Annotated in this window: 24 protein-coding genes; 17 read left to right on the plus strand and 7 right to left on the minus strand. The window is 56.5% G+C overall.

Going from position 1 to position 25,396, the window contains the following annotated elements; genetic code table 11:
- Positions 1–392: 392 nt before the first annotated feature.
- Both QLG21_RS10880 and QLG21_RS10885 read left to right on the plus strand, forming a co-directional pair.
- Positions 393–1,736, plus strand: a complete 1,344-nt coding sequence (locus tag QLG21_RS10880) for a VOC family protein (RefSeq protein ID WP_282484368.1) — start codon at positions 393–395, stop codon at positions 1,734–1,736.
- Positions 1,737–1,778: 42 nt separating this feature from the next.
- Positions 1,779–3,284, plus strand: coding sequence for a carboxylesterase/lipase family protein (locus QLG21_RS10885; RefSeq protein WP_282484369.1), 1,506 nt, complete (start codon positions 1,779–1,781; stop codon positions 3,282–3,284).
- Here QLG21_RS10885 and QLG21_RS10890 read toward each other — a convergent pair.
- Positions 3,271–4,113, minus strand: coding sequence for a LysR family transcriptional regulator (locus QLG21_RS10890; protein ID WP_006175198.1), 843 nt, complete (start codon positions 4,111–4,113; stop codon positions 3,271–3,273). The genes QLG21_RS10885 and QLG21_RS10890 overlap by 14 nt on opposite strands.
- Before the next feature lie 113 nt (positions 4,114–4,226).
- On the opposite strand from QLG21_RS10890, the gene QLG21_RS10895 reads away from it, so the two are divergent.
- The 4 genes from QLG21_RS10895 (at position 4,227) to rimL (ending at position 8,706) form a co-directional block, all read left to right on the plus strand.
- Positions 4,227–5,396: a pyridoxal phosphate-dependent aminotransferase gene (locus QLG21_RS10895; protein WP_282484370.1), complete on the plus strand. Its 1,170-nt coding sequence runs from the start codon at positions 4,227–4,229 to the stop codon at positions 5,394–5,396.
- 10 nt (positions 5,397–5,406) lie between these two features.
- Positions 5,407–6,180 carry a transporter substrate-binding domain-containing protein gene (locus tag QLG21_RS10900; protein ID WP_058608806.1) on the plus strand — a complete coding sequence of 258 codons (774 nt, stop codon included), beginning with the start codon at positions 5,407–5,409 and terminating at the stop codon, positions 6,178–6,180.
- 242 nt (positions 6,181–6,422) lie between these two features.
- Positions 6,423–8,078, plus strand: coding sequence for a glucan biosynthesis protein (locus QLG21_RS10905; protein ID WP_042319778.1), 1,656 nt, complete (start codon positions 6,423–6,425; stop codon positions 8,076–8,078).
- 88 nt (positions 8,079–8,166) lie between these two features.
- On the plus strand, positions 8,167–8,706 hold the full coding sequence (gene rimL, locus QLG21_RS10910) for a 50S ribosomal protein L7/L12-serine acetyltransferase (protein ID WP_282484371.1): 540 nt from the start codon (positions 8,167–8,169) through the stop codon (positions 8,704–8,706).
- Here rimL and ydcK read toward each other — a convergent pair.
- The gene (gene ydcK, locus QLG21_RS10915; protein WP_101737738.1) at positions 8,701–9,681 is read right to left on the minus strand and encodes a YdcK family protein; all 981 of its coding nucleotides are present in this window, start codon (positions 9,679–9,681) and stop codon (positions 8,701–8,703) included. The genes rimL and ydcK overlap by 6 nt on opposite strands.
- Before the next feature lie 122 nt (positions 9,682–9,803).
- On the opposite strand from ydcK, the gene tehA reads away from it, so the two are divergent.
- Positions 9,804–10,808 carry a dicarboxylate transporter/tellurite-resistance protein TehA gene (gene tehA / locus QLG21_RS10920; RefSeq protein WP_282484372.1) on the plus strand — a complete coding sequence of 335 codons (1,005 nt, stop codon included), beginning with the start codon at positions 9,804–9,806 and terminating at the stop codon, positions 10,806–10,808.
- Positions 10,805–11,398, plus strand: coding sequence for a tellurite resistance methyltransferase TehB (gene tehB, locus QLG21_RS10925; protein WP_006175209.1), 594 nt, complete (start codon positions 10,805–10,807; stop codon positions 11,396–11,398). The genes tehA and tehB overlap by 4 nt, the downstream gene beginning before the upstream one ends.
- Here tehB and pepT read toward each other — a convergent pair.
- Positions 11,395–12,624, minus strand: a complete 1,230-nt coding sequence (gene pepT / locus QLG21_RS10930; RefSeq protein WP_282484373.1) for a peptidase T — start codon at positions 12,622–12,624, stop codon at positions 11,395–11,397. The genes tehB and pepT overlap by 4 nt on opposite strands.
- A 111-nt stretch (positions 12,625–12,735) precedes the next feature.
- On the opposite strand from pepT, the gene QLG21_RS10935 reads away from it, so the two are divergent.
- The gene (locus tag QLG21_RS10935; protein WP_006175212.1) at positions 12,736–14,331 is read left to right on the plus strand and encodes an ABC transporter substrate-binding protein; all 1,596 of its coding nucleotides are present in this window, start codon (positions 12,736–12,738) and stop codon (positions 14,329–14,331) included.
- A 133-nt stretch (positions 14,332–14,464) separates the two neighbouring features.
- Positions 14,465–15,139: a DUF3313 domain-containing protein gene (locus tag QLG21_RS10940; RefSeq protein ID WP_006175214.1), complete on the plus strand. Its 675-nt coding sequence runs from the start codon at positions 14,465–14,467 to the stop codon at positions 15,137–15,139.
- 33 nt (positions 15,140–15,172) lie between these two features.
- Here QLG21_RS10940 and QLG21_RS10945 read toward each other — a convergent pair whose 3' ends face one another.
- Positions 15,173–16,069: an EamA family transporter gene (locus QLG21_RS10945; RefSeq protein ID WP_058608799.1), complete on the minus strand. Its 897-nt coding sequence runs from the start codon at positions 16,067–16,069 to the stop codon at positions 15,173–15,175.
- Between the two features lie 173 nt (positions 16,070–16,242).
- Here QLG21_RS10945 and QLG21_RS10950 point away from each other — a divergent pair, with 173 nt between their 5' ends.
- Positions 16,243–17,115, plus strand: coding sequence for a helix-turn-helix domain-containing protein (locus tag QLG21_RS10950; RefSeq protein WP_006175222.1), 873 nt, complete (start codon positions 16,243–16,245; stop codon positions 17,113–17,115).
- Here the strand turns inward: QLG21_RS10950 and QLG21_RS10955 are convergent.
- Positions 17,095–18,261, minus strand: coding sequence for a benzoate/H(+) symporter BenE family transporter (locus tag QLG21_RS10955; protein WP_282484374.1), 1,167 nt, complete (start codon positions 18,259–18,261; stop codon positions 17,095–17,097). The genes QLG21_RS10950 and QLG21_RS10955 overlap by 21 nt on opposite strands.
- 92 nt (positions 18,262–18,353) lie before the next feature.
- Here QLG21_RS10955 and QLG21_RS10960 point away from each other — a divergent pair, with 92 nt between their 5' ends.
- Together QLG21_RS10960 and QLG21_RS10965 are read left to right on the plus strand one after the other, a co-directional pair.
- The gene (locus tag QLG21_RS10960) at positions 18,354–18,881 is read left to right on the plus strand and encodes an XRE family transcriptional regulator (protein WP_282484375.1); all 528 of its coding nucleotides are present in this window, start codon (positions 18,354–18,356) and stop codon (positions 18,879–18,881) included.
- An 80-nt stretch (positions 18,882–18,961) separates the two neighbouring features.
- A complete protein-coding gene (locus QLG21_RS10965; RefSeq protein WP_137848601.1) occupies positions 18,962–20,923 on the plus strand; it encodes a U32 family peptidase in 1,962 nt (653 codons plus the stop codon).
- Here QLG21_RS10965 and QLG21_RS10970 read toward each other — a convergent pair whose 3' ends face one another.
- Positions 20,924–21,154 carry a DUF2554 family protein gene (locus QLG21_RS10970; RefSeq protein WP_042320546.1) on the minus strand — a complete coding sequence of 77 codons (231 nt, stop codon included), beginning with the start codon at positions 21,152–21,154 and terminating at the stop codon, positions 20,924–20,926.
- A 220-nt stretch (positions 21,155–21,374) separates the two neighbouring features.
- Between QLG21_RS10970 and QLG21_RS10975 the strand changes: the two genes are divergently transcribed.
- Positions 21,375–21,737, plus strand: coding sequence for a hypothetical protein (locus QLG21_RS10975; RefSeq protein ID WP_006175230.1), 363 nt, complete (start codon positions 21,375–21,377; stop codon positions 21,735–21,737).
- A gap of 146 nt (positions 21,738–21,883) precedes the next feature.
- Here QLG21_RS10975 and ftrA read toward each other — a convergent pair whose 3' ends face one another.
- The gene (gene ftrA, locus QLG21_RS10980; protein WP_282484376.1) at positions 21,884–22,885 is read right to left on the minus strand and encodes a transcriptional regulator FtrA; all 1,002 of its coding nucleotides are present in this window, start codon (positions 22,883–22,885) and stop codon (positions 21,884–21,886) included.
- 73 nt (positions 22,886–22,958) lie between these two features.
- Between ftrA and QLG21_RS10985 the strand changes: the two genes are divergently transcribed.
- The 3 genes from QLG21_RS10985 (at position 22,959) to zinT (ending at position 25,334) form a co-directional block, all read left to right on the plus strand.
- On the plus strand, positions 22,959–23,372 hold the full coding sequence (locus QLG21_RS10985; protein WP_220710118.1) for a rhodanese-like domain-containing protein: 414 nt from the start codon (positions 22,959–22,961) through the stop codon (positions 23,370–23,372).
- A gap of 155 nt (positions 23,373–23,527) precedes the next feature.
- On the plus strand, positions 23,528–24,649 hold the full coding sequence (locus QLG21_RS10990) for a cobalamin-independent methionine synthase II family protein (protein ID WP_282484377.1): 1,122 nt from the start codon (positions 23,528–23,530) through the stop codon (positions 24,647–24,649).
- Positions 24,650–24,692: 43 nt separating this feature from the next.
- Complete coding sequence (gene zinT / locus QLG21_RS10995; RefSeq protein ID WP_058608793.1) at positions 24,693–25,334, plus strand: metal-binding protein ZinT; 642 nt, start codon at positions 24,693–24,695, stop codon at positions 25,332–25,334.
- Positions 25,335–25,396: the final 62 nt, after the last annotated feature.

The raw sequence follows: 25,396 nt of genomic DNA on the forward strand, positions 1-25,396 counted from the left end.
ATTAATATCCCTTTTTGACTTAGCGCAAAATAATGTGGCAATTAACGCTTCGCTTACTGAAAATATATTCTGAAGTGGACGCGTGTAACCTCCTGTGTTTGTTGCACATAATCAGCTATCGGCAGCGCTAAATTATATTTTCACGCCAGAAAAGATGAGCCAAAAAATGCGGGCAAACGCCGTTTGCAGATTATTCCTGGTGATATTTCATCATAGCGAGACATAGCGGTAGAAAATAATTACAGGAGACTATTTTAGGCCTCATTTGTTACAAGGTGCGTCAGCGCACGTGTTGACCACACGCGTCTTAAGATCACAATTTGTAAATTCTTCCCCCCGGAAGGAACGGCCTTTTCTACACTCCAGGTAATATTCACTGGAGGCAAGACATCATGGCGAACACCATCACGGCTGATGAGATTCGGGAGCACTTTTCGCAGGCTATGTCGGCGATGTACCAGCAGGAAGTTCCGCAGTACGGCACATTGCTTGAGCTGGTGGCAGATGTGAACCTTGGGGTTCTGGAAAATAATCCTTTATTACATGAACAGCTTGCGAATGCAGATGAACTGGCGCGCCTTAACGTTGAGCGTCACGGCGCGATTCGCGTGGGGACCGCGCGAGAACTCTCTACCCTGCGCCGGATCTTCGCCATTATGGGCATGTTTCCGGTCAGCTATTACGATCTCTCACAGGCGGGGGTACCCGTTCACTCCACGGCGTTTCGTCCGGTTGACGATGCGGCACTGTGCCGCAATCCGTTTCGTATTTTTACCTCGCTGCTGCGTCTGGAACTGATTGAAGACGCCGCGCTGCGCAAACGCGCGGCTGAGATCCTCTCGCGGCGGAACATCTTTACGCCGCGCTGTATGGCACTTCTTGACCTGTATGAGTCAGAAGGGGGCTTTACCGACGTACAGGCGAGCGAGTTTGTTCAGGAAGCGCTGGAGACGTTCCGCTGGCACCGCCACGCGACGGTAGACCGGGAAACTTACCTGGCGCTGAGCAATGCGCATCGCCTGATTGCCGACGTCGTCTGCTTCCCCGGATGCCATATCAACCATCTCACGCCGCGCACGCTGGATATCGACCGCGTACAAGAGCTGATGCCGAAATACGGTATTGAACCCAAAGTTCTGGTGGAGGGGCCGCCGCGCCGCGAGGTGCCGATCCTGCTGCGCCAGACCAGCTTTAAAGCGCTTGAGGAGCCGGTGCTATTTGCCGGAGAAGATAAAGGAACGCATACCGCCCGCTTTGGTGAAATAGAACAGCGTGGCGTGGCGCTCACCCCGAAAGGACGCGCGCTGTATGACAGCCTGCTGAGCCAGGCGGGGACGGGCAAAGACAACCTGACGCACCAGCTGCATTTGCGCGAGACGTTCAGCGCCTTCCCGGACAGCGAAATGTTCCTGCGCCGTCAGGGTCTGGCCTATTTCCGCTACCGCCTGACGCCTTCAGGCGAGGCGCATCGCCATGCGTTTCGCCCCGGCGACGATCCGCAGCCGCTTATCGAGCGTGGCTGGGTGGTGGCGCAGCCGATCACCTATGAAGATTTTCTGCCCGTGAGCGCTGCCGGTATTTTCCAGTCCAACCTTGGTAATGAAACGCAGGCGCGTAGCCACGGTCATGCCAGCCGGGAGGCGTTCGAGCAGGCGCTGGGCTGCCCGGTGCTGGACGAGTTTACGCTGTACGAGGAGGCGGAAGCGCGCAGTAAACAGCGTTGCGGTTTGCTCTAAAATCGTTACTCTGCAAGGGTGTGATGGAAAAAGAAGGTGAGTATGCATAATCCCTCCGCCCCTGTGGTTGAAACGCGCCAGGGCGCGCTGCTTGGTTTTACAGATGAGGATGTTCACGTCTGGTGCGGTATCCCTTATGCCGCACCGCCTGTCGGTGCCTGGCGCTGGCGCTCACCGCGCGCGCCTGAGCGCTGGGAGGGCGTTCGTCAGGCCACGGCGTTTTCCCCGTCGAGCTGGCAAAGCAGCGAATATTGTCAGCAGCTCGGCGGCGGCGATCCCGGCATGTTTTCGGAAGATTGCCTCTACCTCAACGTGTGGTCACCGGCTGCGCGCACCTCGCCGCGCCCGGTGATGGTATGGCTTCACGGCGGGGGCTTTACTCTCGGTGCGGGTGGGTTGCCTCCCTATCAGGGGAAAGCGCTGGCCCGGCGCGACGTGGTAGTCGTAACCCTCAACTATCGGCTTGGTCATCTTGGCTTTTTCGCGCATCCCGCGCTGGAGGGGGAGGAGGAGCGCGTGGTGCATAACTTTGCGCTGCTCGACCAAATCGCCGCCCTGAACTGGGTACGCGATAACATTGCTGCCTTTGGCGGCGACCCGAACGCCATCACCCTGTTTGGTGAATCCGCCGGTGCACGCAGCGTGCTGTCGCTGCTGGCGTCTCCGCTGGCGAAAGGGCTTTTCCATAAGGCAATTGTGCAAAGTGGCTACACCTTGCCGGACACGCCGCGCGAACAGGCTTTGAAGAAAGGGCAAGCGCTGGCCCACCACTTTGGCCTTGAGAACGCCACGGCCGATGAGCTGCGCGCCATTCCGCCTGAGGCTTTCTGGCCGCTAACGGCTCCGCTGAATATCGCCCCTGCGCCCATCGTTGGTGATTGCGTGTTGCCGGAAGCGATGCTGGATGTCTTCTTTGCCGCCCGTCAACATCCGATGCCGATCATGATTGGCTCGAACAGCGACGAGGCCAGCGTCATGGCGGTCTTTGGTATCGATCTCGCCGGGCAGATCCAGAAGCTGCGGCGCGAAAGACGTTTTGGGCTGGGGCTGATCAAGCTGCTCTATCCCGGCGTGAAGGGGGATGAAGAGCTGGGCAGGCAGGTGTGCCGCGACATGGCATTTACCACCATGGGATACGTGGTGATGCAGGCGCAGCAGCGCGCCGGAGCGCTCTGCTGGCGCTACTGGTTTGATTATGTGGCAGAAGCGGAACATGCCACCTACGTCAACGGTGCCTGGCACGGCAATGAAGTTCCTTACGTGTTTGATACGCTCGGGCAGGTTGAGCCGTCTCGTCACTATGTGAATGAGCGCGACCTCCATTTTGCAGCCCAGGTGGCGGATTACTGGGTCAGCTTCGCCCGTGATGCAGGCACCCGCGAAAGTCTGCCGGGGCCAGTCCGCTGGCCCGCATGCCGAAAAGGTCGGGATGTGCTGCTACGTATTGGGGTGAATAAACATGCAGGTTTCAGGCTGGAAAACCGCTTTATGCGCGCGCGCATGAGCCTCTTCAAACGGGTGATGAAACACCACGTCAGCCTCGACTGAGCAGGCAGGCGCGAAACGCAGCCAGTCCGTCTTCCTGACCGGGCGAGTCGCGCCATACCAGGCGGTAACTCGCCCCGGTTTTAATACTGGTGTCATAAGGCCGCGTCAGCCGTCCGGCGCGGATATCCTCCTCCACCAGCGTTTCGTCGGCAATCGCCATCCCCAGCCCCTGAATCGCCGCGGTAATGGCGAGATCCATTGTATCGAAGTGTTGATTTTTGAGCATGGCTGCGACCGGCTGCGCCTGATGTGCCAGCCATAATGACCAGTCCGTTCTGTCGCGGGTCGGGTGCAGAAAGGTTAAGGACTCAGGCGCGACGTCCGCGCGCTGCGGGCTTACTACCGGGGTTAAGGCCTCTTCAAACAGCAGATCGCCCGCGCTCATGTGGGTGCCAAAGACGATTGCCGCATCGTAGGACTCGGTTTTGAAATTGACGTTATGATCGGTCGTGGTGGTGAGCGCGATCTGCAGATCCGGCTGTTCACGTTCAACCTGAAGCAGACGCGGCACCAGCCAGCGCATGGCGCAGGTGGGCGCTTTCAGGCGGATCACGGTCTGGTGCGTTCGCGCGCGATCGGCCACCGTCAGCAGATGCTCAAAGGCAGATTGCAATTCCGGAAGCAGGGCGCTTCCCTGGGATGAGAGCCGCAGCCCGCGGGCGTGGCGTTCAAACAGCGGAAAGCCGAACCACGTCTCCAGCGCCGCTATTTTACGGCTTACCGCGCCCTGCGTCAGACAGAGTTCTTTGGCGGCGTGGGTTAGATTAAGATGCCGCGCGGTGACCAGAAATGCATCAGCGGCGTTGAGCGGGAACGAGCGGCGCGACATAAAAACTCCTCAGCTATGCATTTTTCTCATGGCTATTATGACAACAATTCGGTTGTTCCAACAGCTCAGATGTTGTTTGAATAGTTATGCACTCACCATGAGAAGGACAGAGGATGACTATACGAACCCCGGTGCAAACTCGCTCAAAATTGCCTGACGTGGGGACCACCATTTTTACCGTTATCGGCCAGTTGTCCGCTCAGCATAACGCCATCAACCTGTCTCAGGGCGCACCGAATTTTTCCTGCGATCCTGGCCTGGTCGCTGGCGTGACCCGCGCCATGGAAGCCGGGCATAACCAGTACGCCTCGATGACCGGCCTGCAGTTGTTGAAGGAGCGGATCGCAGAGAAAATCGGTACGCTGTACGGCACGCAATACGATCCCGGCACGGAGGTGCTGGTGACCGCCAGCGCCAGCGAAGGCCTTTACTCGGCGATTGGCGGCCTGGTGCATCCGGGCGATGAGGTGATTTACTTCGAACCCTCGTTCGACAGCTACGCCCCGATTGTGCGTTTGCAGGGTGCCACGCCCGTCGCCATCAAGCTGACCGTGCCAGATTTTGCCGTCGACTGGGACGAGGTTCGCGCGGCCATCACCCCGAAAACCCGGATGATCATCGTCAACACGCCGCATAACCCGAGCGGGCAGGTCTTCTCGACAGACGACCTGCAGCAGCTTTTAGCCCTCACGCGCAATACCGACATCATTATTTTGTCTGATGAAGTGTACGAACATGTGGTGTTCGACGGCCAGCCGCACCACGGCATGGCGACGCACCCGCAGCTCGCTGAGCGCAGCGTGATTGTCTCCTCGTTTGGGAAAACCTATCACGTCACCGGCTGGCGAGTGGGGTACTGCGTTGCGCCCGCGGAGCTGATGGAGGAGATCTGCAAGGTCCATCAATTTTTGATGTTTTCTGCCGATACCCCTATGCAGCACGCCTTTGCCGAGCACATGACCGATCCGCAAACCTGGCTGTCGCTGGCGGCGTTTTATCAGCGTAAGCGCGACCTGCTGCAAAGTTTGTTGGCAGAGTCACCGTTCAGGCTGCTGCCGAGTGCGGGATCGTTCTTCCTGCTGGCAGACTACCGTTCGTTCAGTGATGAGCGCGACAGCGAACTGGTGAAACGGCTGATCACCGAGTGCGGCGTTGCCACCATTCCGCTGTCGGCGTTTTATGCCGACGGCACGGACAATAAGTTGATCCGCCTCTCTTTTGCTAAAGACGAGGCGACGTTACGGGCAGGTGCCCAGGCCCTGTGTCGGGTTAAACCACGCTAAGGAGTTTGAGATGAAATTACGCGCGTTAGTTGTCGGCATGGGACTGCTGTGTTCGTTCTCGTCGTTTGCGGCCACCGAGCTGCGTTACGGGCTGGAAGCAGAATATCCGCCGTTTGAAAGTCGCAATGCCTCGGGTGAACTCGAAGGGTTCGACGTGGAATTGGGTAATGCCATCTGCAAAGCGGCGGCGCTGAAATGCAGCTGGGTAGAAACCTCATTTGATGCGCTCATTCCGGGGCTGGTGGCGAAGAAATTTGACGCGATTAACTCAGCGATGAACATCACCGCGCAGCGCGAGAAAAGCATCGATTTCACCCAGCCGATTTACCGTATTCCGTCGCAACTGGTCGGCAAAGCCGGCAGTGCGATAGACGCGACGCCAGAAGGACTGAAGGGTAAAACCATCGGCGTTCTGCAAGGCTCTATTCAGGAAACCTACGCTAAAGAGCACTGGGAAAAGCAGGGTGTCACCGTGGTGTCTTATAAAGATCAGAATATGGCGTGGGGAGATTTGCTGAATGGCCGCATCGACGCCTCGCTGGTGATGTCCGCGGCCGGGCAGGCAGGCTTCCTGAGCAAGCCGCAGGGTAAAGGGTTTGGATTTATTGGCAAACCGGTGTCGGACGACACCATCCTCGGCAGTGGGATCGGCTTTGGGCTGCGTAAGGGGGATGAGGCCACCAAAAAGCAGCTTGATGCCGCTATCGATAAAGTACGTGCCGATGGCACGATCGCTAAACTCGCTGATAAGTACTTCCCGGGTATCGATGTCAGCGTGAAATAACCGCCTCGCTTTGTCCCGGCTGTCGATGTCCAGCCGGGTACTTTTTTACATGACGCTATACCGTTCTTTACACCACTTTCAGGCCGTTCTGGTCGACAGAAAATATTTCATACTTTGTTCAGATAATCACCGGCCAACAATTGGATTTCTAACCGTTTTTGTTTAGGCTGTGCGTTCTTTCTTGCCGTCGTTTCGCCCTGTGCGAAATACATTCACACGACCATAAGGACGTTTTCTCAGGCATGAATCGCAGACGTTTTTTAAAAGGCTCACTGGCTATGGCCGCCCTGAGCGGCACCTCTGGCCTGGCTTCCCTGTTTTCTCAGGCAGCATATGCTGCAGACTCTGACATAGCTGACGGCCAGAGCCGTCGTTTCGACTTCTCTGTTCTGCAATCTATGGCGCACGACCTGGCGAAAACCCCGTGGGGTGGTGCACCGCGTCCGCTGCCGGAAACGCTGGCGACCATGACCCCGCAGGCCTACAACGCTATTCGCTATGATGAGAAGCAGTCGCTGTGGAATAACATCGAAGGCCGCCAGCTGGACGTGCAATTCTTCCATATGGGCATGGGCTTCCGCCGTCGCGTACGGATGTTCTCCCTGGATCAAACCACCTCCCAGGCGCGTGAGATCCATTTCCGTCCGGAGCTGTTTAGCTACGGCGACACGGGGGTCGACACCAGACAGCTGGAAGGGCAAAGCGACCTGGGCTTTGCGGGCTTCCGCGCCTTTAAAGCACCGGAGCTGGCGCGTCGCGATATCGTCTCATTCCTCGGCGCAAGCTACTTCCGCGCGGTGGATGACACCTACCAGTACGGCCTGTCGGCGCGCGGGCTGGCTATCGATACCTTTACCGATACGCCGGAAGAGTTCCCGGACTTCACCGCATTCTGGTTTGAAACCGTTAAACCTGGTGATACCACCTTTACCGTCTACACGCTTCTGGACAGCCCAAGCATCACCGGTGCCTACAAGTTCGTGATCCACTGTGAAAAGAGCCAGGTGATCATGGACGTAGAAAACCACCTCTACGCGCGTAAAGACATCAAACAGCTCGGTATCGCACCGATGACCAGTATGTTTAGCTGTGGCAATAACGAACGCCGCATGTGCGACACCATTCACCCGCAAATTCACGACTCTGACCGTCTGGCCATGTGGCGCGGCAACGGCGAGTGGATCTGCCGCCCGCTGAACAATCCGCAGAAACTGCAGTTCAACGCTTACATGGACAAAAACCCGAAGGGCTTTGGTCTGCTACAGCTTGACCGTGATTTTTCCCACTATCAGGACATCATGGGCTGGTACAACAAACGCCCGAGCCTGTGGGTTGAGCCGCGTAATAACTGGGGCAAGGGGGCGGTCGGGCTGATGGAGATCCCTACCACGGGCGAAACGCTGGATAACGTGGTCTGCTTCTGGCAGCCGGAGAAAGCGATTAAGGCGGGGGACGAGCTGGATTTCAAATATCGCCTCTACTGGAGCGCACAGCCGCCGGTACGTTCTCCGCTGGCAAACGTCTACGCCACCCGCACCGGCATGGGCGGCTTCCCGGAAGGCTGGGCACCGGGCGAACACTACCCGAAAGTGTGGGCGCGTCGCTTCGCCATTGATTTTGTTGGGGGCGATCTGAAAGCCGCTGCACCAAAAGGTATTGAGCCGGTAATTACACTCTCCAGCGGTGAAGCCAGACAGGTTGAGATCCTCTACGTTGAGCCGTTCGACGGGTATCGCATTCTGTTTGACTGGTACCCCACCTCGGATTCCACGGAGCCGGTGGATATGCGGATGTTCCTGCGCTGTCAGGGCGACGCCATCAGCGAAACCTGGCTGTATCAGTATTTCCCGCCCGCGCCTGATAAACGCAACTACGTTGACGACAGGGTAATGCGTTAGTCCTTATGGCATAGTGCCGGGTGGTGCTAACGCTTACCCGGCACTGACAGTGCCTTCAGCGTCCGCCACCTGGCCATTGAGAGGGAACATGTCTTCAGAAATCATACCCGTCACCCCGAATATTGAACTTCGCGCCGTCGACGAACGCTATACCTCCGACCTGCATCATTTAGTTGTCAAAAACAAAGCCTGGCTACAAACCGCCTTCGACTGGGCGCAACACGTCGGCAGTGAAGACGACACCCGGCGTAACGTGCAGAGCAATCAGATGCTGCATCAGCGTGGTTACGCCAAAATGTTCCTGATTTTTCTCGATGATCAGTTAACGGGCGTGTTGTCATTTAACGCAATCGAACCGGCAAACAAAACGGGATACATCGGCTACTGGCTGGATGAAGGGCATCAGGGGCAGGGGATTGTGTCTCAGGCGCTGCAGGCCTTTATACGTTACTACGCCGGGCGCGGCGAAATTCGTCGCTTCGTCATCAAATGTCGGGTTGCTAACCACAACAGTAACCGCGTCGCACAGCGTAACGGTTTTACGCTCGAAGGCTGTCTGCGCCAGGCCGAGTTCCTTAATGGTCGTTTTGACGACGTTAACCTGTACGCGAAAATCGTCGCGCTATAGCGCACCCAGCAGGGGCGTGCGGGTGATCCGCTGCCTGCCGTTGATAACCTTCTCGCCGCGCAGGTGAATGCTCTCGCCTGCAAACGCCTCTATAACGGCATCGTCTGTTATCTCAATACGATGCTCGATCAGCACATCGCCGGTGATGCGCGCCCGGCCCTGGATCACCACGCGGTCGTCTATCAGAATCGGCCCGCCGCGTAACCACGCCTGACCGCCGATCAGCACATGATGTTTGATCACGCAGTTCCCCTCGACCACGGCGTTCTCTGCAACCTGCGAGCTGTAGCGCAGGGTCGGTATGGCGTCCTCTTCTTTTCCCGCTATCAGTCGGGCGTGACCGTAGACCTTTGCGCAGTCGCAAACCCAGACGTTATTAAGTTCGTTACCCTCAAGAATGGCGTGGTCGAACACCTCCGCACGGTGTTCAACAAAGGCATTGCTCACCATTGCTTCACCGTATATTTGCGCCTGATGAACGATGCGCGATTCGCTCACCGTCGCATTGCCGTAAATCTTCAGGATCTGCTCGTGGTCAGGGGTTAACCCTTTGGCTGCGATAACCTGGCTGTGGTGAAGCACGCGGGCGTTACCGTAAATATGACATTCGCCACGCACAATTGCCTGCTGGATGGTGACGTTGTCACTTATTATCGCGCCATGGCTGACCTGCGCCGCATCCAGCCAGCTGTTGCCGCCTACCTGCGCGCGATGGCTTATCACGCAGGGTTGGGTGATCCGGGCGTTGTCGCAAACGCGTGCGCCGGCAAACACTACGCTGTTTTCATCGTATATCCAGCAGTGCCCTTCGTGCGCGAGGGCACTCTCGTCTTCAACCCAGCCGCCTTTGGTGCCGCTGGCGACATCGTTGAAATCCATTGTGGCGATAAGCTGCCGTAAGATAATCGGGGAGCGGGGCTCGTCGTTTTGGCTGTGCCAGATCCGCGTCTCGTCGCTAAGCCGGTATTTTTTCATTCTGTTTTCTCTGAAAAGCGTCTTTACTAAACGTAGCAAATTTTCCGCGTTTCGAAGTGCTGGCGTCCCGTGCGGAAACCCCTTAAAATGGCATTTCAAATACATTTTAAAATATCAAATAAATGCATAAAAATAACACTTCCCAACAAGCTCTTAACTTGCCCGCAGGCTATTTCGGCATGGTGCTGGGAACCATTGGGATGGGCTTTGCGTGGCGCTATGCCAGTACACTCTGGCCGGTGTCGCACTGGCCCGGCGATATACTGGTCGCGCTGGCAGTGGCAATCTGGTTTTTACTGACGCTGGCGTTTATCAGCCGCGCAATCCGGTTTCCGCACAGCGTGCTGGCAGAGATGCGCCATCCAGTGATGAGCAGCTTCGTCAGCCTTTTTCCGGCCACAACCATGCTGGTGGCGATCGGTTTTGTCCCCTGGTATCGTCCGCTGTCGCTGGTGTTATTCGTCGCTGGCGTGGTGATACAGCTCGGCTATGCGGCGTGGCAAAGTGCAGGGCTGTGGCGGGGGAAACATCCGGAAGAGGCGACCACGCCCGGTTTGTATCTGCCTACCGTGGCCAATAACTTTATTAGCGCGATGGCCTGCGGGGCGCTCGGGTTTAACGATGCGGGCCTGGTGTTTCTCGGGGCGGGGATATTTTCGTGGCTTAGCCTCGAGCCGGTGATTTTACAACGCCTGCGCAGTGCTGGCGAACTGCCGTCAGCCCTTCGTACCTCGCTCGGTATACAGCTTGCGCCCGCGCTGGTCGCCTGCAGCGCCTGGCTGAACGTAAACGGGGGCGATGCCGATACCTTTGCCAAAATGCTGTTCGGCTACGGTTTATTGCAGTTGCTGTTTATGCTGCGCCTGATGCCGTGGTATCTGTCTCAACCCTTTAACGCGTCGTTCTGGAGTTTCTCGTTCGGCGTCTCCGCGCTGGCAACCACCGGCCTGCACTTAGGGCATAGCAGCCCGTCGGGCTTCTTTCACGCCATCGCCATTCCGCTGTTTATTTTGACCAACATCATCATTGCGATGCTGCTGGTTCGTACGTTTATCTTGCTGATGCAGGGCAAACTTCTGGTGCGCGCTGACAAAGCACAGCTTATGCAATCTGAGGAAAAGAAATGACTGTTGATGAGAACTACTTCACCGAAAAATATGGCCTCACCCGTACGCACTCTGAGGTGCTGTACAGCGCCGGGATCGTCAAGCCGGGTAAAACCCTTGATCTGGGCTGCGGTAACGGGCGCAACAGCCTGTATCTGGCGGCCAACGGCTATGATGTGACCGCCTGGGATAAAAATCCCATGAGCATTGATAACATCGAGCGCATCAAAGCGGCAGAAGGGATTAGCCATCTGCAGACGGCGATCAAAGACCTGAACACCCTCAGCTTTGACGGCGAGTACGATTTTATCCTCTCCACCGTGGTGATGATGTTCCTGGAAGCGAAGACCATTCCCGGCCTGATTGCCAATATGCAGCAGTGCACCAAACCGGGCGGGTATAACCTGATTGTCGCCGCGATGGACACGGAGGATTATCCTTGCACCGTGGGCTTCCCGTTCGCGTTCAAAACGGGCGAACTGAGCAACTACTATGAAGGCTGGGAGTTGCTCAAGTACAACGAAGAGGTTGGTGAGTTACACCGCACCGACGAGAACGGCAACCGCATTAAACTGCGCTTCGCCACGCTTCTGGCGCGCAAGCCAGCTTAACGCGCGGCCAGCAGACAGAGCTGAAGGGCGGTGTGGTAAGAGGCCTCGAACGAACTGAGCGGGAGAAACTCAAACTTCGAATGGAAGTTATGGGCACCGGTAAAGAAGTTCGGGGTCAGCAGCCCTTTGGCTGACAGCGCTGCGCCGTCCGTACCGCCGCGCATGGGCGTCGGTTTTGGCGCAATGCCAAGCGACCTCATGGCCTCAAACATCAGGTCGATGGCGCGCCTGTCTTCCCCAATCGCGTTGCTGATGTTGCTGTACGTATCCTCAATGTGGAATGCGACCCTGGCCGTTGGGTGCTGCGCGGCTATCTTCTCTGCCACGCTTGCGATCTGCTGTTTACGTGCGGCAAAGCTTGCGGTATCGAAATCACGAATGTTTGCCTTGAGCACCGCCTCACTTTGCCCGGCCTGAATGCCGTTGAACCAGATATAACCTTCACGTCCCTCGGTGCATTCCGGGGTTTGCTGGCGATCGAAATGGCTGATGAAATCAGCGGCCATCAGCAGCGGGTTTACCAGCACGCCTTTGGCTGACATCGGGTGCGCCGTGACGCCGGTGAAACGGATCTCCGCCGCTGCGGCGTTGAAGTTCTCATACACAATCTCGCCCAGCTCACAGCAGTCGATGGTCCAGGCAAAGTCCACGTCGAAACGTGCCAGGTCCAGCGCTTTGGCACCACACAATCCAATCTCTTCGTCGGGCACAAACGCCACGACAATTTCGCCATGGCGATGTTCTGCCGTCAGGTTTTCAAGCAGGGTCATGACCACGGTAACGGCGGATTTATTATCTGCGCCTAATACGCTGGTTCCGTCGCTAAAAATAATCTCTTCATCAGGGTAAGCCAGAATTTCAGGGTGCTCTTTTACGCGAAGCCAGATGTCTTTCTCTTTATTCAAACAGAGGTCTTCACCGCGAAAGGTTAATATTTGTGGATGAATATCCGGTGATAATCCGACATCAACGGTATCGATATGGGTGATAAATCCAATTCGTGGTGCGCCCTCAACATTTCCTTTTTTTACCGCGGTGACGGTGGCGAATTCATCGATCGCTATGTCGCTTAAACCCAGCTCTTTCAACTCGTTAGCCAGCTCACGCGCCATGTCATGCTGGCCCGGCGTGGAGGGCAGGGTTTTCGCTTTCGGATCGCTCTGGCTGGTAATGGCGAGATAGCGGAAAAAGCGTTGGGTTAATTGTCTGGAGAGGGGGGAAGCCATAGTGATTCCTTCTTTTTTGTTTTATCAGGTGTTTGCAATCTCACTTTAATGTTATTTATGAAATGGCAAAAGAATTAATTAGCCGTCGAATTAAAAAGACAGGATCAGCCAATGAATTGCAAACTTACAACGTTAACTCTGGCACTTGCTGCGCTGACGGTCAGTTCCACCGTCGCGGCAAAAACGCTGGTGTATTGCTCCGAAGGATCGCCAGAAAACTTCAACCCTCAACTGTATACCTCCGGCACCAGCGTGGATGCCAGCGCTGTACCGGTCTATAACCGGCTGGTGGATTTTAAACCGGGCACCACGGAGCTGGTACCGAGCCTCGCAGAACGCTGGGAGGTGAGCGAGGACGGCAAGGTATATACCTTCCACCTGCGTAAAGGCGTTAAATTCCAGAGCAACAAAGCGTTTACGCCGACGCGCGACTTCAACGCCGACGACGTGATCTTTTCGTTCATGCGCCAGAAAGACGTCAATCATCCTTACCATAACGTCTCTAATGGCAGCTATTCCAACTTCGAGAGCCTGGAGTTCGGCAGCCTGATCGTCGCTATCGACAAGGTCGATGACCATACGGTGCGCTTCACGCTGGCCCATCCGGAAGCGCCGTTCGTGGCTGACCTGGCCTGGTATTTCGCCTCGATCCTGTCAGCGGAATATGCTGACGCGATGCTTAAAGCGGGCACGCCAGAGAAGGTGGACATGGATCCGATTGGCACCGGGCCGTTTAAGCTGGCGCAATACCAGAAGGATTCCCGCATCCTGTTCACGGCGTTCCCGGAATACTGGCAGGGCAAATCAAAGCTCGATCGTCTGGTGTTCACCATCACGCCGGATGCCTCGGTGCGGTTTGCCAAAATCGAGAAGAACGAGTGTCAGGTGATGCCGTTCCCGAACCCGGCAGATCTGCCGCGCATGAAGGCGAACAAGGACATCAACCTGATGAGCAAGGCCGGGCTCAACACCGGTTTTCTCGCTTTCAACACCCAGAAGCCGCCGCTGGATAACGTAAAAGTTCGCCAGGCGCTGGCAATGGCGATCAACAAACCGGCGATCATTGATGCGGTGTTCCACGGCACCGGTACGGAGGCGAAAAATCTGCTGCCGCCGGGCGTCTGGAGCGCGGACGATAAGCTCAAGGATTACGCCTGGGATCCTGAGAAGGCAAAAGCGCTCTTAAAAGAGGCCGGATTCGCCAACGGGGTGAGCATCGACCTGTGGGCGATGCCAGTGCAACGTCCGTACAACCCCAACGCAAAACGCATGGCAGAGATGATTCAGGCAGACTGGGCGAAGATCGGCGTGCAGACCAAAATCGTGACGTATGAGTGGGGGGAATACCTCAAGCGCGTGAAGGGCGGTGAACATCAGGCGGCGTTAATGGGCTGGACCACCGCGACGGGGGATCCGGACAACTTCTTCGGGCCGCTGTTTACCTGTACCTCGGCGAATGGCGGGTCGAACTCGGCCAGGTGGTGCTATAAGCCGTTCGACAAGGTTATCGCCGAAGCAAAATCGATAACCGATCGCGATAAACGTGTCGCGCTGTATAAAGAGGCACAGCAGATGATGCATGACCAGATGCCCGCCGTGATGATTGCGCATTCCACCATTTTCGAGCCGGTGCGAAAAGAGGTGACAGGCTACGAAATTGACCCGTTTGGCAAACATCTTTTCTGGCAGGTGGATATGAATAAGTAATATCTGAATTGCCCGGCGCGCCGGGCAATCTTTTCGCATTTTGTGCTGCCATCGTCATTTTTTGCCACAACAGACGCCCCCCTTTTTTGCTATAACTTCAATTGCATACTTGCAGATAACCTGGAATCCCATCATGCGTACTCATTCCCTGTTTAAGGTCGCGTTGCTCTCCGGCCTTTTGGCAATGGCGGGCTGTGCCTCTAAAGTCGCAGCACCTGACCAGTTTTCTGGTTTTTTAAAAGACTACTCTGGCTTGCAACAAACAACGTCTGCGACGGGGAAACCCACGCTGCGTTGGGTAGATCCGTCGTATAACCCCGATAATTACGACAGCATTATCTGGACGCCGATTACCTATTATCCGGAACCCAAACCCACTACGCAGATTGGTAAACGCACGCTTGATGAGTTGCGCAATTACACCAACGACAAGCTGAAAGCGGCCGTTGCCCAGCGTAAACAGATTGTCACCACCCCGGGTAAACACAGCCTGATCTTCCGTGGCGCAATCACCGGCGTCAGCTCGCAGAAAGAGGGGCTGCAGTTCTACGAAGTGGTTCCTGTTGCGCTGGTCGTGGCCGGCACGCAGATGGCGACCGGGCATCGCACCATGGACACGCATCTGTTCTTTGAAGGTGAGCTGATTGATGCCGCCACCAACAAACCGGTGGTGAAGGTGGTTCGTAAAGGAGAAGGGAAAGAGCTGGCGAATGAAAATACGCCGCTGACCTTCCAGACGCTGAAGCAGGTGGTTGATGACATGGCGACGGACGCCACCATGTTTGATGTGAATAAGACTGCGAAATAATGGATAAGGCCTGCAATGTGCAGGCCTTATTTTTCACGCCATCCGCAGACGTCTGAACCAGGTCTCCGGTTTGGTAAACATCACCATATTCCCGCCCAGGATCAGCACTAACCCCACGATCCCATTCATGTGCCAGACATACCCCTCGTAAAACGTTGAGATAGTCAACGCCACCAGTGGAAACAGCAGCGTACTGTAAGCCGCTTTGCCGGGGCCGATGCGTCCCACCAGCGTAAAGTACGCGCCAAACGCAATCACCGATCCGAACAGGGCAAGATACAGCAGAGCGCCCAGGTAGGTCACCGTCCACTCCGGCACAAAGCTATCGCCGCGGAACAACGCAATGACGCCCATGATTACCGTTCCGTAAAGCATCGCCCAGGCGTTGGTCGTCATGGTTTCCAGCCCGTTGCGCTGATGACGCATACTGATCATATTGCCCAGCGAGAACCCATAGGTACCAAGCGCTGAAAGGCCAATCCCGGTCAGCAGCGAGGCGCTCCAGCCGCTCGCCAGCAGATCGTCCCAGAAGAGGGTGACAATTCCCGTCAGGCCCAGCGCGGCTGCCGTCCAGAATCGTGCCGGCGGGCGCTGCCCGAAGAAGAGAAAGCTGTTAATGGCGTTATACAGCACCGCCATCGAGAAGATAACTGACTCCAGTCCGGTGTTGATATGCGCCGCTGCGGTGTAAAAACACCAGAAGTTGAAACAGAAGACGCAACATCCCTGAAGTACGCAGAAGAGGTGATCCCGTACCGCCAGCCTGCGCAAGCGACGCAGGGCAATCAACACGATCATCATCGTGGCGCTGGCGACGGCGAAGCGCCAGAAAATCGACACGGGCGCCGCAACCGGCCCCTGTTGCAGAAAAATGGCGATCCAGGTGGTTCCCCAGATGATAACCACCAGCCCGTACAGTAGTGCGTTCATTGTTCCTCTCTTACGTCACGGCGAAAAGGAGAGTGTGGCGCGTTCTTCCCGGGCTGGCTTTCAACGGTTTGCGCAGGACTTGCAAATTCTTGCGCTTTTTTATCCGCCGGGATCTGGCAAGTGGCTGCAACACTTCTTAGACTGACACTCTGATTAATCACCTGTTAACGGCCATGTCTCACGCTTACGACACCTTTGAAACGCTACGCCAGCAGAACGCGGTGCTTCGGGAAACCGTGGCGCTCAACTCCGGCATTCAGCTGGCGGCGTGGTACAACAAGCACGATACGATCACCGTTAAAAGTAACCACCATACGCTGAGCCTGTACGTGGCAGACGGTTACGAGAGTTACCAAAAAACGCCGGGCGGCTGGAAGAACGGCGGCGGCCCCGATCGTTTTTGCCTGATGCCCAAAGAGAGCGAATCGACCTGGGATATCCGCGATGACCTGTCGTTTGTGCATCTCTACTGTACCGACGAACATTTACGGGACGTCGGGGAGAAGATCTGGGACAAACGGCCACTGTCGCTCACGCTGGACGAAAAAATCTTCGGCAGCGACCCAAAAATTACCGCCCTGTACCGGCAGTTTTTGCTTGGCTGCGACTGGCAGCAAAAAGCCAATCAGCTCACCCTGAGCACGGCATCAACGCTGCTGCTGACCCATCTTTTGCAGAATTACGCCAACGTGCAGTGGAAACTGCCGGTGGTGACCGGCGGGCTATCGCCGTTTGTACTGCGCAACGTGGTGGCGTTTATCGAGGAAAACCTCGCGCAGCCGCTGACCCTGGCGGATCTGGCAAGCCAGGCGGCGCTGAGCGAATATCATTTCGCCAGGATGTTCCGCCAGTCGATGGGGCAAGCCCCGCACCAGTACGTCATGCACCGGCGGATGGAAAAGGCCAAAGCGCTGATCCAGCACACCGCCATGCCGCTCACCGATATCGCGATGGCCTGCGGATTTAACTCCGCCAGCCATTTCAGTAACCGCTTTCGCAGCGTGCTGGGCGTCACTCCGTCACAGTTACGCGCGACGAAGGTGTGAAAACACGCCGTAGCATAGTCCGCCCAGAATAAGCCCCCAGAACGCCGAACCAATCCCCATCATCGTTACGCCGCTGGCGGTCACCAGAAAGGTGATAATGGCTGCGTCTCGCTCCGTTTCGTTGTGCAACGCCTGGTAAAGGCTGCCGCTGATAGTGCTGAGCAGCGCCAGCCCGGCCAGCGTCTGGATCCAGCTCAACGGCAGGGCAGCCATCAGCACGGTGATGGAGCCGCCAAACAGACCGGCCAGCAGGTAAAACACCCCTGCGGCGGCGGCCGCTATCCAGCGTTTACCGGCGTCCGGGTGTGCATCCGGGCTTTGGCAGATGGCCGCGGTAATGGCGGCGATACAGATCGAAAACACGCCGAAGGGCGAAAGCAGCAGGGCCAGCCCGCCGGTAAAAATCATCAGCGGTGATACCGCCAGCGGATACCCGGACGCCTTCATGGTGGCAAAACCGGGGGCATTTTGTGAGGCCATGGTGACGAGGAAGAAGGGTAACCCGATGCTCATTACGCTGCTGAAAGAGAAGGTCGGTGCCACAAACTCAGGCATGACGAAAGAGAGAACAATCTTATTTGTGACAATGTCACCTCCGGCCCATGCCGCTGCGATGCCAGTGAGTAATGTCGCGACGATGGCATAGCGCGGCGCAAGGGCTTTCGCGACCAGCCAGGCGAGCAGCATACTGCCGCAGAGCAGAAGATGACCGTCAAGATGGCTGAAAGCCTGCAGGCCAAAATGCAGTAATACCCCGGCCAGCATCGCCGCGGCGAGTGAATGGGGGATCAGCTGCATCAGGCGCGCAAACAGCCCGGTCGCGCCGCACAACAGGATCAGCGCATTGGCAAAGATAAAAACGCCGATGGTTTCCGAAAGCGTGATGCCGTGCAGGCTGGTGGCCAGCAGCGCCGCGCCGGGCGTTGACCAGGCCGTCAGCACCGGCGCTTTGTACCACCACGACAACGCGAGGGTGCTGATCCCCATGCCAATCCCGAGGGCAGTCATCCAGCCGGCAATCTGCTGCGCGCTGGCACCCGCAGCAGCGGCAGCCTGCCAGATGATGGCCGCCGAGCTGGCGTACCCGACCAGTACGGCAACGAACCCGGCCAGCATGGCTGGGAAGAGAGGAGAGGGACTGCGCATAAAAAACTCCGTTGTGCGTTATAACGTCCGATATACGGTATCACTGTGCGTTATAGCGCACAAGTGGTATGCTATCCGGTAACGGAGGGACTATGGACATGACACAACACCTTGCATCCACGTTGAAGGCGCTACGCCAGGCGCGCGGATGGAGTTTATCGATGCTGGCGGAAAAGACCGGCGTCTCAAAAGCGATGCTGGGGCAGATTGAACGCAACGAATCCAGCCCGACGGTCTCGACGCTGTGGAAGATTGCCACCGGCCTGAACGTGCCGTTTTCGGCATTCATTACGCCAGAGGCTGAATCCCCGGCGGTTTACGACCCTCAGCAGCAGGCGATGGTGGTGAAACCGCTGTTTCCCTGGGATGAGGCATTAAAGTTTGACCATTTCTCCATTACCCTGGCACCGGGTGCCCTGAGCGAATCCACGCCCCACGAGGCCGGGGTGATTGAACATGTGGTGGTGATAAGCGGCGAGCTGGAGATGAACATCGACGGTGTGTGGCGCACGATCGTCGCCGATTCCGGGGTCCGTTTTGCGGGCGACAAACCGCACGCCTACCGCAACAGCGGCACCCGCACCGTGCATTTTCATTCGCTGATCCATTATCCCCGCTGAGGGTACGCAAAATGGTTCCGTTGGCGCAGAGTTCTGACTACAATAGCCGCCATTTTGACCATAACGGATAACGACGAAGTATGCGCCTGCACTCCCATCATCTTGAACTGTTAAGCCCGGCCCGCGACGCCGCCATCGCCCGTGAAGCGATCCTTCACGGTGCCGATGCCGTCTACATTGGCGGCCCGGGCTTTGGTGCCCGCCATAACGCCAGCAACAGCCTGAGCGATATTGCCGGTCTGGTTCCGTTCGCCCACCGCTACGGCGCAAAGGTGTTCGTGACCCTGAACACCATTCTTCATGATGATGAACTGGAGCCTGCGCAGCGTCTGATCACCGACCTGTACGAAACGGGCGTGGATGCTCTGATTGTTCAGGACATGGGCGTGCTGGAGCTGGACATCCCACCGATTGAGCTTCATGCCAGCACCCAGTGCGATATCCGTACCGTGGAAAAGGCGAAGTTCCTCTCTGACGTCGGTTTTTCGCAAATCGTTCTGGCGCGAGAGCTGAACCTGAACCAGATCCGCGATATTCACCAGGCAACGGATGCGACGATTGAGTTCTTCATTCACGGCGCGCTGTGCGTTGCCTACTCCGGTCAGTGCAACATTTCTCACGCCCAGACCGGGCGTAGCGCTAACCGCGGAGACTGCTCGCAGGCCTGCCGTCTGCCGTATACCCTGAAAGACGATCAGGGCCGCGTCGTCGCGTTCGAAAAACACCTCCTGTCGATGAAAGACAACGATCAGACGGCCAATCTTGGCGCGCTGATCGACGCTGGCGTGCGCTCCTTCAAGATTGAAGGTCGCTACAAAGACATGAGCTACGTGAAGAACATCACCGCGCATTACCGCCAGATGCTGGATGCGATCATCGACGATCGCGGGGATCTGGCGCGCGCGTCGGCGGGGCGGACAGAGCATTTCTTTATCCCGTCCACGGATAAAACTTTCCACCGCGGCAGCACGGACTACTTCGTGAACGCGCGTAAAGGGGATATCGGCGCGTTCGATTCACCGAAATTTGTCGGTCTGCAGGTTGGCGAAGTGCTGAAAGTCGCGAAAGACTATCTGGATGTAGAAGCGACCGAGCCGCTGGCAAACGGCGATGGCCTGAACGTAATGATCAAACGTGACGTGGTGGGATTCCGCGCCAACACGGTGGAGAAGACCGGGGAAAACCGCTATCGCGTCTGGCCCAACGAAATGCCTGCCGATCTCTTCAAAGCGCGTCCCCATGCTGCGCTCAACCGTAACCTCGATCACAACTGGCAGCAGGCGCTGCTGAAAACCTCCAGCGAGCGCCGTATTGCGGTCGATATTGAGCTGGGGGGCTGGGAAGAGCAGCTGATCCTGACCATGACCTGTGAGGACGGTATTAGCGTTACGCATACCCTCGACGGCATGTTTGACGTCGCGACCAATCCGGAAAAAGCGCTGAACAACCTGAAGGATGGCGTGGCGAAATTGGGGCAGACGCTGTACTACGCCCGCAACATCGACGTGAAACTGGCGGACGCGCTGTTTGTCCCGAACAGCCTGTTAAACCAGTTCCGCCGTGAAACGGCAGACATGCTGGACGCGGCGCGCCTGGCCCAGTATCCGCGCGGCAGCCGTAAAGCAGAAACCGTGCCTGCGCCCGTTTACCCTGACACCCAATTATCCTTCCTGGCGAACGTCTACAACCACAAAGCACGGGCGTTTTACCACCGCCACGGTGTGCAGTTGATCGACGCGGCGTACGAGGCGCATGAAGAGAAAGGCGATGTCCCGGTGATGATCACCAAACATTGTCTGCGCTTCGCCTTTAACCTCTGCCCGAAACAGGCAAAAGGCAATATCAAAAGCTGGAAAGCCACGCCGATGCAGCTGGTCAACGGGGACGAGGTGTTAACCCTGAAATTTGACTGCCGCCCGTGTGAAATGCACGTCATTGGCAAAATGAAAAATCACATCTTCAAAATGCCGCAGCCGGGCAGCATCGTGGCCTCCGTCAGCCCTGACGAGCTGCTGAAAACCCTGCCAAAACGTAAAAGCTAATTAGCGAAAATAGGTCTCCGGTTTGCGCGACTTCTGCCAGGAATGGTGTTCGCGCAGACCTTCCGCTGACTCCTCCGCAACCGCTCTAAGCTCATCACTGTCCGCCTCATGGCGAAGCTGGTGATCGACCGTCCTGACCCACAAATATTCATGCCCTTTATGTCCAGCCATCAACTGGCCTGAAAACAGTGCGCACACAAGCATTACAATAGATAACCCTTGCTTCAACATATCTTCACCACCAAATAACATTTGCCGCTATCATGCCGATAATTCCCTCAGGTTATTATTCGATTATTCAAATAAGCGCAAAGCAAACGTCAATTTATGTCTGGTCAGAGCATTTAATGGGCAAAATGTCACTGCCATTTATGGTGTGCAATCATCACTTAGATTTATCAGTTTTTGATATATAATAAGAATCTTCTGACTAAGGAATGGGTACGATTTAATGGGTAAGGTATTAGGTGTTGCGCTACTTGTCATTGCACTGGGCGTTACAGCCTGTGTGAGCTATTCCTGGGACGACAAACCCGAATATATTCAGTCTGCAGAAACACGCGTAAGTTCCTATTTGACCAGCGACGTGGGCCGGGTCGCCTGCAATAGTACAAAAAAGAACGATCAATACTGGGAATTAGGTTGCACCACCCAGGCTAGTGGTAAAACATTCCAGTTTGCCGTGTATCCAGCCGACCGTGCACCGTACGGGGTTTCACGTCCGTTTTATCTCGAAGCTATCAATGATGAGGCAAAACAGAGTGCAACGGTGGGGCTGATGCGTTATCTGCAAATTAATACGCAGCCAGGCTAAATGTTGTTTAGTCTCTGTTGAATCACTGGATGGTAGAGTTTGGATGTTCCGCAGCCCGGCCTGATGTGTCGGGACGTAGAGACCAAAATACAAATCTATCCATGCAAGCATTTACCGCCAGATTATGGCGGTTTTTTTTTGCCGTTTTACCGGGCTTTTAGCGCACAGGCTTTACGGTACTGGGCCGGTGTTTGCGAAAACTGCAGGCGGAAGTGGTGACGAAGCGTGCTTGCCTGGCCGAATCCCGTCTGCTCTGCAATGCTCTCGACGCTTAAGCGGCTGTGTTCCAGAAACGCCTTCGCCTGCATCAGGCGCGCATTCAGCAGCCAGCGCGTGGGCGTCGTACCGGTGGCATCCTGGAAGCGCCGCAGGAATGTCCGCTGGCTCATGCCAACCCGCTGCGCCAGCGCGTCAACCGTGTGCGGTGAGCTCAGGTGCTGGTGGAGATAATCAAACAGCTGACCAAGGCGTTTGCTCTCACGCAGCTGGGCGACCGGGTGGTTGGGCTGCTGCGTCTGCGAACCGTCCCGGTGCGGGGGAATGACCAGCCGGCGCGCCACCCGGTTGGCCGCCTCGAGGCCGTAATCCCGGCGCACCACATGCAGACATAAATCAATACCTGCCGCGCTGCCCGCGGAGGTCAACATATCCCCCTCATCCTGATACAGCACATCTTCAACCACGTTAATCGCTGGAAAGCGCGTTTTCAGCGTGTCGATGTAGCGCCAGTGGGTGGTGGCTTTTCGCCCGTCGAGCAGGCCGGTTGCCGCCAGAACAAAGACGCCGGAGCAGATGGTAAGCACCTGGCAGCCGCGGGCGTTCGCCACGCGCAGTGCCTGACAAAGCGCCGGTGGAACCGGCTCATCCACGCCACGCCACCCGGGAATGATGACCAGGTCGGCGTCATCAAGCAGGCTCAGATTGCCATCCGTCACGATCCGTATCCCGCCTGTGGCCCGCAGTTCGCCCTCGTCAACGCCCGCAACGGCAAACCGATACCAGGATTCGCCCATTTCCGGGCGCGGGAGGCCAAAAATCTCCACCGCCACGCCGAACTCAAAAGTGCATAACCCGTCGTAGGCCAGGGCGACGACGCGGGGGCCGGTTTGCTGACGTAAGGTTGTCATCTTTTGGCTGTTTTCTGGCATAAACGGGGGCATTCACTGGCTGAATTATTCAATAAAGTAGTGGTAACACAAACGCCAACAATGAGGAAGGATCATGAGCTATGTTACTGAATTTCCGGCTGCCGGGGCGCAGGACGCTGCGGCGCACTTTCTGCGCCGGCTGAGCGTCGAGACGGACTGCGCGGACGTCCATCATGCGCTAAACAACCCTGAGCAGGACTTTGTGCTGCTGCACGTCGTCGGCAGTAATGAGCAGTTTGCCCGCCGTCACATACCCGGTGCGCTGCACTTGCCCTGGCGGCAGATGACCGAAGAGCGCATGGCGCACTGGCCGGCCGGAACGCTGTTCGTGGTTTACTGCGCTGGCCCGCACTGTAACGGGGCGGACAGAGCGGCGCTGCAGCTGGCGCGCCTGGGTCGGCCGGTCAAAATCATGCTCGGTGGCATCACCGGCTGGGAGGACGAACAGTTCGAATTTGCGGCGCAACATTCCCCTGTCGCGCCGTGATGATGAATTTATTTCAACACCCGTGAAATTTTCTCAGTTGTCGCCAGGCGGCAGGTATGTCATCTTTTTTGGACATTTAGACATCCAGAAGTCTAAAATTAAAATGCTGAATTATCACTGTCGGCAACTATTACCGACAGCCAAAGGAGATTGCTATGCAGCGACAACACGCCCCATACCGCGCCGACGTAGTCGGCAGTTTTTTACGCCCGGATGCCATTAAGCAGGCTCGCGTGCAGTTCGCCCGGGGTGAAATTGATGCCGGGCAGCTGCGGGCCGTGGAAGATGAGGCCATCCGTCATGTTGTCGAACAACAGTGCGCCTGCGGCCTGCATGTTGTCACCGACGGCGAATTTCGTCGGGCCTGGTGGCACTTCGATTTCTTCGACGGTTTGCAGGGCGTCGAACGCTACGATTCGCAGCAGGGCATTCAGTTTAACGGTGTGCAGACCAAAGCTCACGGGGTTCGCGTGACCGGCAAGCTCGGCTTTGGCGACCATCCTATGCTGGAAGATTTCCGTTATCTGAAAAGCATCAGCGGCAACGCGCAGCCGAAGATGACTATCCCAAGCCCGAGCGTGCTGCACTTCAGGGGCGGTCGCAAAGATATCGATGCGACGGTTTATACGGATCTTGACGTCTATTTTGACGACCTGGCGACCACCTGGCGCGATGCGATCCACGCGTTTTATGAGGCGGGATGTCGCTATCTGCAGCTGGATGACACCGTCTGGGCGTATCTCTGTTCAGACGACCAGCGCCGGCAGATCCGCGAGCGCGGGGATGATCCCGACGAACTGGCGCGTATCTATGCGCGCGTGCTGAACAAGGCGCTGGAAGGCAAGCCGGAGGATCTGACCATTGGTCTGCATGTCTGTCGCGGTAACTTCCGCTCGACGTGGATCTCCGAAGGGGGCTACGAACCGGTGGCAGAAACCCTGTTCGGCACCGTCAACGTCGATGCCTTCTTCCTGGAATATGATAACGATCGCAGCGGTGATTTCGCGCCATTACGATTTGTGCGTCCGGGCAAACAGCAGGTGGTGCTGGGGCTTATTACCACTAAAAACGGCGAGCTGGAAAACCCGGAGGGCGTTAAAGCGCGTCTGGAAGAGGCGTCGCAGTACGTCGCCAAAGCGCAAATTTGCCTCAGCCCGCAGTGCGGTTTTGCCTCCACGGAAGAGGGCAACAGCCTGAGTGAAGATCAGCAGTGGGACAAAGTACGGCTGGTCACGCAAATCGCCAGCGAAGTCTGGTTGTTATCTGAAATGTTATAATATAACATGCCTCACTCTTATAACACGGAGTGAGGGTTTTGTTGTGGCTGCACATATTGGAAAATTTGCAATGACTCTGGGGGCCCTGCTGGTCAGCGGCCAGCTGTTTGCGCATTCGCACGGTCACCAGATGACGGAAGCGGAGCAGAAAGCGGCAAACGGCGTTTTTGAAGACAAAGACGTTAAGGACAGAAAACTGTCCGACTGGGACGGCGTCTGGCAGTCGGTCTATCCTTTCTTACTCGACGGCTCGCTGGATCCGGTTTTCAAAAAGAAAGCGGAAAAAGACAAAAGCAAATCCTTTGATGAAGTGAAAGCCTACTACCGCACCGGCTATGCGACCGACGTCGACACCATCGGCATCGAAGATAACGTGATGGAATTCCATAAGGGCAAAGAGGTCAGCCGTTGCCATTATGACTACAGTGGCTACAAAATTTTGACCTACACCTCAGGCAAAAAAGGGGTGCGTTATCTGTTCGAGTGTAAGGACGCCAGCAGTAAGGCACCGAAATTCGTGCAGTTCAGCGACCACACCATCGCGCCGAAAGCCTCTGCGCACTTCCATATCTTTATGGGCAATACCTCACACGACGCGCTGCTGAAAGAGATGGATAACTGGCCGACCTACTATCCTAACGAGATGTACAAAGAGCAGGTTGTAGAAGAGATGTTGCACCACTAAGCTGTTGATTTTGCCGGGTGGCGGCTTCGCGAACCCGGCCTACAACGACGTGAATGTAGGCC

This window comes from Enterobacter sp. V87_3, from assembly GCF_029967835.1.
Lineage (GTDB): Bacteria > Pseudomonadota > Gammaproteobacteria > Enterobacterales > Enterobacteriaceae > Enterobacter > Enterobacter cancerogenus.